The sequence below is a fragment of the Terriglobus roseus DSM 18391 genome (assembly GCF_000265425.1).
GTDB classification, from domain to species: Bacteria; Acidobacteriota; Terriglobia; order Terriglobales; family Acidobacteriaceae; genus Terriglobus; species Terriglobus roseus.
The window spans coordinates 5014680-5026718 of record NC_018014.1; the positions used below are offsets into that span (position 1 = coordinate 5014680).

Annotated in this window: 8 protein-coding genes and 1 tRNA gene; all 9 read left to right on the forward strand. The window is 62.3% G+C overall.

Annotated features, from left to right (window positions below):
- Positions 1-69 precede the first annotated feature (69 nt).
- The 9 genes from TERRO_RS20805 to TERRO_RS20845 all read left to right on the forward strand — a co-directional run bounded on the left by TERRO_RS20805 (position 70) and on the right by TERRO_RS20845 (position 12022).
- Positions 70-2643, forward strand: a complete 2574-nt coding sequence (locus tag TERRO_RS20805) for an alpha-glucuronidase family glycosyl hydrolase (RefSeq protein WP_157178480.1) — start codon at positions 70-72, stop codon at positions 2641-2643.
- 17 nt (positions 2644-2660) lie between these two features.
- On the forward strand, positions 2661-3869 hold the full coding sequence (gene manD / locus TERRO_RS20810; protein WP_014787694.1) for a D-mannonate dehydratase ManD: 1209 nt from the start codon (positions 2661-2663) through the stop codon (positions 3867-3869).
- Positions 3870-3882: 13 nt separating this feature from the next.
- The gene (locus TERRO_RS20815; protein ID WP_014787695.1) at positions 3883-4641 is read left to right on the forward strand and encodes an SDR family NAD(P)-dependent oxidoreductase; all 759 of its coding nucleotides are present in this window, start codon (positions 3883-3885) and stop codon (positions 4639-4641) included.
- A 146-nt stretch (positions 4642-4787) separates the two neighbouring features.
- Positions 4788-5183, forward strand: a complete 396-nt coding sequence (locus TERRO_RS20820; RefSeq protein WP_014787696.1) for a hypothetical protein — start codon at positions 4788-4790, stop codon at positions 5181-5183.
- A 164-nt stretch (positions 5184-5347) separates the two neighbouring features.
- A complete protein-coding gene (locus TERRO_RS20825; RefSeq protein WP_014787697.1) occupies positions 5348-8185 on the forward strand; it encodes a UPF0182 family membrane protein in 2838 nt (945 codons plus the stop codon).
- Positions 8186-8295: 110 nt separating this feature from the next.
- Positions 8296-10698 carry an Orn/Lys/Arg family decarboxylase gene (locus tag TERRO_RS20830; protein WP_014787698.1) on the forward strand — a complete coding sequence of 801 codons (2403 nt, stop codon included), beginning with the start codon at positions 8296-8298 and terminating at the stop codon, positions 10696-10698.
- 140 nt (positions 10699-10838) lie between these two features.
- A tRNA-Ser gene (locus TERRO_RS20835) sits at positions 10839-10928 on the forward strand.
- A gap of 74 nt (positions 10929-11002) precedes the next feature.
- Positions 11003-11755, forward strand: coding sequence for a prolipoprotein diacylglyceryl transferase (locus tag TERRO_RS20840; RefSeq protein ID WP_014787699.1), 753 nt, complete (start codon positions 11003-11005; stop codon positions 11753-11755).
- A gap of 24 nt (positions 11756-11779) precedes the next feature.
- Complete coding sequence (locus TERRO_RS20845) at positions 11780-12022, forward strand: hypothetical protein (protein WP_014787700.1); 243 nt, start codon at positions 11780-11782, stop codon at positions 12020-12022.
- Positions 12023-12039 lie beyond the last annotated feature (17 nt).

The window sequence follows — 12039 nt, forward strand, 5'->3', positions numbered from 1 at the left end:
GCAAAGGGTGGGTTCAGCGGCGAAAGCCGCTCCTTCGCGCGAAGCGCGACCTTACGGACAACAATGACGATGAAACATCTGGTTCCGAAAACATTCCTGATCGCGGCGTGCCTCTCTGTAGGTCTGACAGCGAAGGCAGAAGACGGCTCCGCCGCGTGGCTGCGCTACGCACCCATCGCAAACGCAAAGCAGTACGAAACCCTTCCGGCGGTGATTGTCTCCCGCGGTGAATCCGCCTCCGAACGCGCCGCCGCGGAAGAACTCCGCCGCGGCCTGACGTCGATGCTGGGCCGACCGTTCACGGTGGCGAAGAATGGAAGGGGTGCGGCGATTCTCCTCACCGCCGATGCCCACCTACCTTCGGAGAGCTACCGCATCGCACGCAACATCCACGGATTACATATCGATGGCTCGTCCCCCGCAGCCGAGCTTTACGGTGTCTTCCATTTCCTCGAACTCATCGCCAGCCAGCGGCCCATTCGCGACGAGAAGACCCAATCACCTTCCGCGACCATCCGCTGGACCGACGAATGGGACAACCTCAACGGCACCATCGAACGCGGCTATGCGGGCCGCTCCATCTTCTTCGACAACGGCCACGTGCGCGCTGACCTGACACGCGCGGGCGAGTATGCGCGCCTGCTGGCGTCCGTCGGCATAAACGGCTGCAACGTGAACAACGTCAACGCCGACCTGGACACGTTGTCGCCGGAACACCTGCGCGAGTTCGCTCGCATTGCCGATGTCTTCCGCCCATGGGGCGTGAAGCTCGCGCTGAGCATTGACCTGACCAGCCCGCAAACCATCGGCGGGCTGGACACCTTCGATCCGGTGGATCCAAAGGTCATTGCATGGTGGCAGTCGAAGGCCGCCGAGATCTACAAGCTCATCCCGGACTTCGCGGGCTTCACCGTGAAGGCTGACTCCGAAGGCCGCAAGGGCCCATCGCAGTACGGTCGCACACCGGCAGACGCGGCGAACGTGCTGGCGCGTGCGTTGAAGCCGCATGGCGGCGTGGTGCTCTATCGCGGCTTCGTCTACAACAACCACCTCGACTGGAACGACCGCAAAGCCGACCGTGCGCGTGCGGGTGTCGATAACTTTGTGAAGAACGATGGAACGTTCGATCCCAACGTCATCATCCAGATCAAGGAAGGCCCCATCGACTTCCAGGCGCGCGAGCCGGTAAGTCCGCTCTTCGCCGCGCTCCACAAGACGAACGTAGCCATTGAGGTGCAAACCGCACAGGAGTACACCGGTCAGCAGCGCCACATGGTCTTCCTGCCCAGCATGTGGAAGTGGGTGCTGGATACCGATCTGCGCGCGCCGGGCGCGGACGGCAAGCCACGCGCGACGCCGGTGAAGTCCATCGTCACAGGCCATGCGTTTCCCAATGCCGACGGCAGCGCACGCATGGGCGGCTTCATCTCCGTCACCAACGTCGGTCTGGATGCGAACTGGCTGCACCACCCCATGGCCATGGCGAACCTGTACGGCTTCGGTCGCTTGGCATGGAATCCCGACACGCCCGTCGACGAGATTGCGAACACGTGGAGCACGATGACTTGGGGCAGCGATGCGGCCGTGCGTGCGACGGTGCCGAAGATGCTGCTGGGAAGCTGGCAGGTCTACGAGGGACACACCGGGCCCAACGGCATCGGCACGCTGACCAACATTCTTGGTTACCACTTTGGACCCGGCATTGAATCGGCTGAGCGCAACGGCTGGGGTCAGTGGTTCCGCGGCGAGAAGGACGGCATCGGCATGGACCGTACGTCTGCCGGCACGGGGTACATCCAGCAGTATCCGCCCGAGCTTGCGGCGAAGTACGAATCGCTCGCGACCATCCCGGATGACCTTCTGCTCTTCTTCCATCATGTGCCGTACGACTACCGTCTGCACAGCGGCAAGACGCTCGTGCAATCCATCTACGACACGCACTACGCGAGTGCGCTCGCAGCAGCCGAATACGTCCCGCAGTGGAAGTCACTACAGGGCAGGATCGATCCTGAGCGTTACACACAGACGCTGCATCTCTTCGAGTTCCAGGCCGGACACGCGATCGTGTGGCGCGATGCGATCAACCAATGGTTCGCGAAGCAGTCGGGCATACCGGATGCGATGCACCGCGTGGGAAATGACCCAGGCCGCATGGAGGCGGAGGCGGTGAAGGCAGACGGCTTTACACCGGTCGATGTCACGCCGTGGGAGACGGCATCGGGCGGCAAGGCCATGGTCTGTCATGATGCCAAAGGCTGCACGCTAACCACGACGGTGCAGCAGCCGAGCGGTAAGTACAACGTCGCCGTGCAGTACTACGACATGTGGAGCGGCATCTCGCGCTATGAGTTACTCGTCGACGGTAAGCGCGTCGCGCAGTGGAGCGCGGACGACACGCTGCCGCCCGCGCAGTTCGACGCCGCGCCTGACGGGCAGACCGCAACGCGCTTCACGGCGCAGGGCATCGCTCTGCATCCGGGCGCAACGATGACGTTGCACGCGATGCCGGACATGCGAAGCGAACTGGAACACGTGATGCCGGCCGCCGAGGCGAACAGCCAGCTACGCCCGCGCGACTATCGCGAGTTTGCTCCGGTCGACTACATTGTCATTGGCCCGGATGGCGATCTGACGCCGCAGTAACTGGAGAATCGAAATACATGAAGATCACGGACGCGCGCCTTATCGTCTGCTCTCCCGATCGCAACTTTGTCACACTGCGCATCGACACCGACGAGGGCATCTACGGCCTGGGCGATGCCACACTGAACGGCCGCGAGCTGGCCGTTGCAAGTTACCTGCAGGAGCACGTGGTGCCATGCCTCATCGGGCGCGATGCGTCCATGATTGAGGACACGTGGCAGTTCCTGTACCGCGGTGCGTACTGGCGACGTGGTCCGGTGACGATGTCCGCGATCGCGGCAGTCGATATGGCGCTGTGGGATATCAAGGGCAAGGCACTGAACACGCCCGTCTACAACCTGCTGGGCGGTGCAAGCCGGCAGGGATGCATGGTCTACACGCACGCCAACGGTGCCGATATCGCTGAAGCCGTAGACTCCGTGCAGAAGCATCTCGCCGAGGGTTATCTGGCCATCCGCGCGCAGGCAGGCGTGCCCGGCATCGCGTCAAGCTACGGCGTACCCAAAGCGGGCAAGCCATACGAACCCGCAGAGCGCGGCCTGCCGAGTGAGAGTGTCTGGTCCAGCGAGCGCTATCTGCGCTTTGCACCGAAGCTGATGGAGGCGGTGCGTGCGAGCGTTGGTCCGGATGTCCACCTGTTGCACGATGTGCATCATCGGCTGACGCCCATTCAAGCCGCACGCCTGGGCAAAGAACTGGAACCGCATGACCTCTTCTGGATGGAAGACCCTGTGCCCGCGGAACTACAGGAAGGCTTCCGAACCATCCGTCAACACACCACCACACCGCTCGCGGTCGGTGAAGTCTTCAACTCCATCTACGACGCGCATGAACTCATCCGCAACCAGTGGATCGACTATCTCCGCATGACGGTGGTGCACGGCGGTGGCATCACGCCACTGAAGAAAGCCGCGGACTTCGCAGCGTTCTATCACGTGAAAACGGGCTTTCACGGTGCGACCGATCTGTCGCCGGTGACGATGGCTGCTGCGCTCCACCTAGGCCTGGCAATTCATAACTTCGGCATCCAGGAACATATGCCGCACACCGCTCTCACCGACGAAGTCTTCCCGCACAGCTACCGTTTTGAGGCGGGCTACATGCACCCGGGCGATGCACCGGGACTTGGCGTGGAGATCGATGAGACACTGGCGGCGAAGTACCCGTACCAACGCGCGTACTTACCGACCGCCCGTTTACTCGATGGCACAGTTACGGATTGGTAGGAGAATCAACACCATGGAATTAGCAGGCCGCACAGCGGTTGTAATCGGTGGCACCTCCGGCATCGGCAAGGCACTCGCCCTCGGCTTGGCGCGCGCCGGCGCCGATGTGATCGCGACCTCCCGCTCAGAAGACGCCGTGAAAGAGACGGCAGCGGAGATTCGCGCCCTAGGTCGCGAGACCCTGGAGCTCCCCTCTGACGTCCTGCAGCGCGATTCCCTTCAGTTGCTTCTCAACACCACACTGAGACGATTCAACCGCGTCGATATTCTGGTAAACGCAGCAGGTATTACCAGGCGAGAACCCACACTGGAACTCTCGGAAGAGACGTGGAACGCGATCCTGGAAGTGAACCTGCACGGCACGCTGCGGGCCTGCCAGGTCTTTGGCACACAGATGATCGCGCAGAACTACGGCCGTATCATCAACATCGCATCGCTCTCCAGCTTCGTCGCCTTTCAGGAGGTCACAGCATACTGCGCCAGCAAAGCCGCGGTCGCATCGCTGACACGGTCCCTTGCCGTCGAATGGTCGAAGCATGGCGTGCTCGTCAACGCGATCGCACCCGGCATCTTTCCGACCGCGTTGAACAGCCGCATCCTCGACAGCCCGCGCGGGCAGGAGTTGCAGATGCGCACGCCACTCGCACGCTTCGGAGCGACCGATGAACTGGTGAGCACGGCAATTTATCTCGCCAGTGAAAACACTTCGTTCACCAGCGGACAGGTCATCGCGGTGGATGGCGGGTTTCTTGCGAGCGGTGTGAATCAGTAGGCGCACAGGCTCACGCGAGATGTAACCGTAACGGCGAAGATTTCTCTGCAATAACCCAAACATTCCGCTCACTTCCCACGTCTCCCACTCTGCACCACAACGCCGGGGCGCAGGCTCCGGTATCGATGCACGACGGAGAGCTGATCATGAACAAGTTCCTGAGACACGCCACGCGCCTGAGCGCCGTGGCACTTTGCAGTGCAGCGTTGTGTACCCTGCCCGCCATGGCACAGGGTCGCGGCATGATGACACCGGAACAGCGGCAGGCGCAGTTTGACGAGATGGCCAAGGCGATTGACCTGACGCCCGACCAGATCGCAAAGGTGAAGGCCATTCAAGAAGAGACCATGAAGAAGATGATGGAGCTGCGCGAGTCCGGCGGCGACCCTTCGGAGATGCGTCCGAAGATGATGGCGATCAATGGCGACCAGACAACCAAGATCAAGGCGCTGCTGACCGACGCGCAAAAGCCGAAGTATGACGCCTACCTGGCATCGCGGCCGCAGCGCGGCCCTGGCGGACCTCCTCCGCCCCCGCAGTAAGCCGGCAGAAGAATCGAGTGCCCGGGTTGATCGTCATCCCGGGCACACTTGCTTTCCCATGTTCGCAGTCATGTTGCAATCCGGCACGGACGCACACGCGGCTCTATGCTTGGAGGCGGAGACACTTTGGCTGATAGCCATTGCTGCCCAGTGCAGGTGCACACATGCCCGACATCATTGATATTCCTTCGCCATCACGCAGGCCGCGCACGCTGCTGATCGGCGTTGCCGTGGTTGCCGCAATCTTCCTTGGCGGCGGCCGCCTGCTTAGCTTCTACGTAGACGCGCTGTGGTTCCACTCGCTCGGCTTCACAGAGATCTTCCGCAAGACGCTGGTGCTGGAGTGGGGACTCTTCTTCCTCTTCTTCGCAGCGACGTTCGGCCTTCTCTACGGAACGTTCCTGCTGCTGCGCGAGCGTGGCCGCGGCACCGGCATGGTGCGTGCCGTGCTGGTCAACGGACAGCCGCTGACCATCGATGTAGGCCGCTGGCTTAAGCCGGCGGTACTGGCATTCTCGCTCTTCGTCGCGTGGGTTTCCGGCTCCGGCATGTCCGCAGAGTGGCCGACCTTCGTTCGCTGGATCTACGCACCGCATATCGGCAGCGCATTGGATCCCGTGCTCGGACGTCCACTGAACTTCTATCTGCTCACACTGCCCGCGTGGCAACTGCTGGCCGGTTGGCTCACCGTGATGGCAGCGCTCGTCCTGGCACTCGCCGTCGGTCTGCACATGCTGCGCGATCGCGGCACCAGCATTCCGGACTTTCACCAGGACTTCCGCTTTGCCGACACGCAGCCGGCGCAATGGCGTGGCGTCTACGGCGCCATCGCCTTCCTACTCGTGGCGTTTTCGCTGCGCGTGTGGCTGAGCCGCTTCAACCTGTTGATGGGCGAGCACACCATCTTCTCCGGCGTCACGTACACCGACGCGCACGTAGACCTGCCTGGCCTTATGCTCGTCGCAATCGTTCTCTTGCTGGGCGCGGCCGTTGCCACATACAGCGCCATGAAGCGCAGCGGCGTGCGCTGGGTACTGGCAGCCGTTCTGCCCGGCGCGCTGCTGTATGTCGCCGTGCAGATAACCGGCGCAGCCGTCGACACCTTCATCGTCAAGCCCAATGAACTGGTGAAAGAGCAGCCGTACATCCGCAACAATATCGAAGCCACGCGCACCGCCTACGCGCTCGACAGCATCGTGGTGCGGCCCTTCGCCGCGGGCACGACGGTGGCAGATGCGGATGCCGCAAACAACCAGCCCACGCTCCAGAACATTCGCCTGTGGGATGCGCAGGCGCTGCAGGACACGCTGCGCCAGATTCAGGAGATCCGCACCTACTACGACTTCCCCGGCATCGACATCGATCGCTACAACCTGGACGGACACCTGCGCCAGGTGATGCTTGCCACGCGAGAACTCAGCACCGAAAAGCTGCCCGAGAGCAGCCGCAACTGGATCAACGAACGCCTCATCTACACGCATGGCTACGGCGTCACCATGAACCCCGTGAACGGCTTTACGCCAGAGGGGCTGCCCACACTGCTGCTCGGCAACATGCCAGTGCAGAGCACCGTGCCGTCACTGAACGTTTCACGCCCGCAGATCTACTTTGGCGAGATGACCAACAGCGACGTCTACGTGAAGACACGTCAGCAGGAGTTCGACTACCCACAGGGACAATCAAACAGCCTTACCAGCTACACCGGCACGGGCGGCATCGTGCTGGGTAACTGGCTGCGCCGCACCATCATTGCTCTGGAGCGCGGCGATGTTGCCAAGCTTCCCTTCAGTGACGACGTCGCGCCCGACTCGCGCCTGCTGATGCGTCGCAACATCCAGGAGCGTGTCCTCAGCATCGCGCCCTTTCTCACACTCGATCCCGATCCGTACATCACCGTTGGTGACGATGGCCGTCTGCGCTGGATTCTGGACGGCTTCACCGCGGCCGACACCTATCCCAACGCGCGCCACTACGCGATGGGCGACACGACGGTGAACTACCTGCGTAACAGCGTGAAGATCGCGGTCGACGCCTACGATGGCACCGTCACCTTCTGCGTGATGGATGAGACCGATCCAATTCTTGCGGCGTATCGCAACGTCTTCCCCGGCACCTTCCAGCCCGCGGCCGCGATGCCCGCAACCATGCGCGCTCACCTGCGCTACACGGACACGCTGCTGAAGCTGCAGGCGCATGCCTACGGCCTGTATCACATGACCGATCCGGCGACTTTCTTCAACCGCGAAGACCTGTGGACACCCGCGACCGAAGCGACCATGGACAGCCAGGGTCAGCGCTCCATGCAGGAGATGCAGCCGAACTATGTGCTGATGAACCTGCCCGGCGAGAAGGGCATGGAGTTCGTCAACATCCTGCCGTTCACGCCAAGCAACCGCAACAACCTGATCGGCTGGATCGCGGGCCGTAGCGACGGCGCAAACTACGGCACAGCCGTCGCCTATAACTTCCCGAAGACGCGGCTCGTCGATGGCCCTTCGCAGATCGAAGCACGCATCGACCAGAACGCGCAGATCAGCGGGCAGCTCACGCTGTGGAACCAGCAGGGATCGCACGTGCATCGCGGCAACCTGCTCGTAATCCCAACCGGCACAGCGCTGCTCTACGCGGAGTCGATCTATCTGCAGGCCGACCGAAGCCCCATGCCGGAACTGCGGCTCGTCGTGCTGGCACTGCAGGATCGCCTGGCCTACGGCACGACATTTGAAGCCGCGCTCTCAAGCCTCTTCAACGGAACCGAGTCCTCCATCACGCAGGTGGCGGCGCAACCGTCGGCATCACCCGCGAACAGTGGGACGACTGCTTCGGCAGCCTCGCTGACCGCAGTCGTACCCGGACCAACAAACCGCAACGCAGAGATCCAGCAAGCCGCGCAAGATCTCGCGGAGTATCAACGTCTGACCGCGCAGGGCAAACTGGGCGAAGCTGGCGCGAAACTGGATGCTCTGAAGGGCATCTTGAACCGGCTGGCGGCTGAACGTTGACGTCGAGACCTGTCGGTCTCCGGTCATACGCCAGAAACCAATACGCGATACCATAAACCGTTCGTCGCCTTTGCCAAGATGCAGAGGCCTTAAGAGGGCAGACACAGTAGATGGGTGAGAAGCGTTGGGTGTTGTTGATTGCGAGCGAGGTCGGTCGTACCGACTCCGTGTCAGACCGTGCGATGGAGCGCCTTGTTGAGGCGATCGGCGCGGAAGGCTACGAGGTGGTGCGTACCACCTCGCCGGAAGACGGTCGTTCGCTTGTAACGTCGGACCCCAGCTACTCCGCCATCCTGCTGGATTGGGATCTTGAGAGCAACTCGCAGTTTGAGGAACGCGCTGCGCTGGACGTCATCCGCGCCGTGCGTCATCGCAACAAGAAGGTCCCCATCTTCCTTATCGCCGACCGCACCCTAGTCAGCGAACTGCCACTGGAAGTGGTCAAGCAGGTCCACGAGTACATCCACCTCTTCGGCGACACGCCGGCCTTCATCGCGTCGCGTTTGGACACCGCCATTGAGCGGTACCACGAGCAACTGCTGCCGCCGTACTTCCGCGAACTGCTGAAGTACAACGATCAGTCCGCGTACTCGTGGGACGCGCCCGGCCACATGGGCGGCGTCGCCTTCCTGAAGCATCCTGTCGGGCAGGAGTTCCACCGCTTCTTCGGTGAGAACCTCATGCGGTCGGACCTTGGTATCTCGTCCGCCCCGCTGGGTTCGTGGCTTGACCACATCGGGCCTCCGGGCGACTCCGAACGCAACGCCGCACGCATCTTCGGCGCGGACTGGACCTTCTACGTCCTCGGCGGCTCCAGCACCTCGAACCAGATCGTCGGCCACGGCGTCATCGCGCAGGACGACATCGTCCTCGCCGACGCCAACTGCCACAAGTCCGTCTGTCACTCGCTGACCGTCACCGGCGCACGTCCCGTCTACTTCAAGCCCACGCGCAACGGCTACGGCATGATCGGCCTGGTGCCGCTCAAGCGCTTCTCGCCGCAGAACGTGCAGGACCTGATCGCACGCAGCCCCTTCTCTGCCGAGGCACGCTCGCAGCAGCCGACCTACGCGGTCATCACCAACTCCACCTACGACGGTCTCTGCTACAACGTGAACCAGGTCGTTGAGGAGTTGAAGGGCTCCGTGCCGCGCGTGCACTTTGACGAGGCGTGGTACGCGTACGCAAAGTTTCACCCCATCTATCGCGGCCGTTACGCCATGGGTGTGCCGCGCGACATGGAAGACCGACCGACCATCTTCTCCGTGCAGTCCACGCACAAGATGTTGGCCGCCTTCTCCATGGGTTCCATGGTCCATGTGAAGCTCAGCGATCGCGCGCCAATGGACTTCGACCAGTTCAACGAAGCCTTCATGATGCACGGCACCACGTCGCCCTTCTATCCGCTGATCGCCTCGCTGGACGTGGCCGCGGCCATGATGGACGAGCCCGCCGGCCCCACACTCATGATCGAAACGCTGGCCGACGCCATCAGCTTCCGCCAGGCGATGAGTTCCATCGCACACCGCCTGCGGACGGAGTCCGAGAATGGCGAGCGCTGGTTCTTCGGCATCTACCAGCCCGAACGCGTCATCGATCCCGCGACCGGCGAGTCGATCCTGTTCGAAGACGCGGAAGACGAGCTTCTCGCCACCGAACCAAGCTGCTGGACGCTGAAGGCCGGCGACGAGTGGCACGGCTACGCGGACGAAGGCTCGCCCGACGACTACTGCATGCTGGACCCGGCCAAGGTCACCATCCTGACGCCCGGCGTCGACGCCAAGGGCACCATTGAGCAGTGGGGCATACCTGCAGCCGTGCTGACGGAGTTCCTTGACTCACGCCGCGTGGAGATCGCCCGCACAGGCGACTATACGGTGCTGGTCCTCTTCTCGGTCGGAACGTCGAAGGGTAAGTGGGGCAGCCTGCTGGAAAACCTCTTCGAGTTCAAGCGTCTGTACGACTCCGAAGCGGCGCTGGAAGAGGCACTGCCGGAGCTGGTCCAGAAGCATCCCGGCCGCTACCGCCACATGTCGCTGAAGGAACTCTCCGACGAGATGCACGAGGCCATGATCGAACTGAATCTCGCAGGCCTGGTCAACGCCGCCTGCGACGAAGACTTCGACCCCGTGCTGACGCCGGCGCAGACCTATCAGAAGCTGGTTCGCAACGAGACCGAACGCATCCCCTTCACAGAGATGCCGGGTCGTATCGCGGCCGTGATGCTGGTGCCGTACCCGCCGGGTATTCCCATGTCCATGCCGGGCGAGCGCCTGGGCGGACCGGATTCGCCCGTCATCCGCCTCATCCTGGCGATGGAGCAGTTCGGCAAGCGCTTCCCCGGCTTCGAGCGGGAAGTTCACGGCATCGAGGTGGATGCCGAGGGCAATTACTGGATGCGAGCCGTCATCGAAGAGGGCAAGCAAGCCACACACACCGAGACTGTCATCACAGAGCCGGTCCTCAGCGGATCGCGCCTGCCCAGCCGGCCTGTGCGGCACTCCACCGAGTAATAACCCGCAGAGTGTCAGGGCCTTCCCGCGAGTCTTCGAGGGAAGGCCCTTTCCCTTTGACCTCAACGCATTCGGCGCAAACGATCATTCCAGACAGGCACACAAAACTGCTAACCTTGTAGCACCGCGGAACACCAAGCGGAGGGATGGGCGAGTGGTTTATGCCTACTGTCTTGAAAACAGTCGACCCGTAACAGGGTCCGGGGGTTCGAATCCCTCTCCCTCCGCCACCTCTCCCCCGACCTACCTGTCCTAAGCCATCCGTAAAATCTTCCTGGAAAGTGCCAGCAGGTACACTCGGCCCATGCTGCATCTTTCTCCCCATCCGGAGCTGCACGGCCTTCTGGAGGCAGCCGCATATGCCTTGGGATACGCCGCGTATAAGCAGCAACGACGTCTGCGCGGCGACGTGGTGGAGGAGCAGCAACGCTGGAGCGTGATTGCAGCGGCGGCCGTGGGTGCACTAGTGGGCAGCCGAGCGCTGGGTCTGCTGGAGCAGGCGCCGCGGATGCACATCACCCTGTCCCAGGCGCTGCTGCCGGGTGGCGGCAAGACCATCGTGGGTGGGCTGCTGGGCGGTTGGATCGGTGTTGAGGTGGCCAAGGCAGCGCAGGGCATTCGCGCACGTACTGGCGATCTGTTTGCGGTGCCGTTGTGCATTGGCATTGCCGTGGGACGCATCGGTTGCCTGCTTGCCGGGCTCGCAGACGATACTTACGGCACGCCCACAACACTGCCGTGGGCCGTCGACTTTGGCGACGGCATCGGGCGGCATCCCACGCAGGCCTATGAGATCGTCTTCCTGCTCTTCCTCGTCGGCGTACTGCGGTGGATGGAGAAGCGGCCGCACGCCAACGGCACCCTCTTTCGCATCTTCCTCGCGGCATACCTGGCATGGCGCTTCCTCATCGACTTCCTCAAGCCGCAGCCACTGGTGGGTGGCTTGAACTGGATCCAGTGGGCATGTGTCGCTGGACTGGCCACGATCCTGACGTCGCAACTACGGACCCAGGGTTTACAGCCAGCAGAAGCCGGACAGGTGAATCATCAGGGCTAGAACACTCAAGTTAGACTGCATGCCATGTCCTTCTTCTGGAACGAAAGCAAACCGCTCCTGAAGCGGTTGATTACCGCCTCGGCCGTATGCGCTTTGCTGGGGGCAGGCACTTGCGGTGTCAGCGCGATTTCAGGTGCAGGCCATTCGCGTTTTTTTGCCGTCGTCGCTATGGCCGGCGGTGTAGTGTTCCTCCTTTCCGTACATGTTCTCGTGGTCTCGTCTCTAATCCTGAGTCTCCAATCGATCGTCCGGTTTTTCCGCCGCTAGCGTGTTCGAATGAAAGG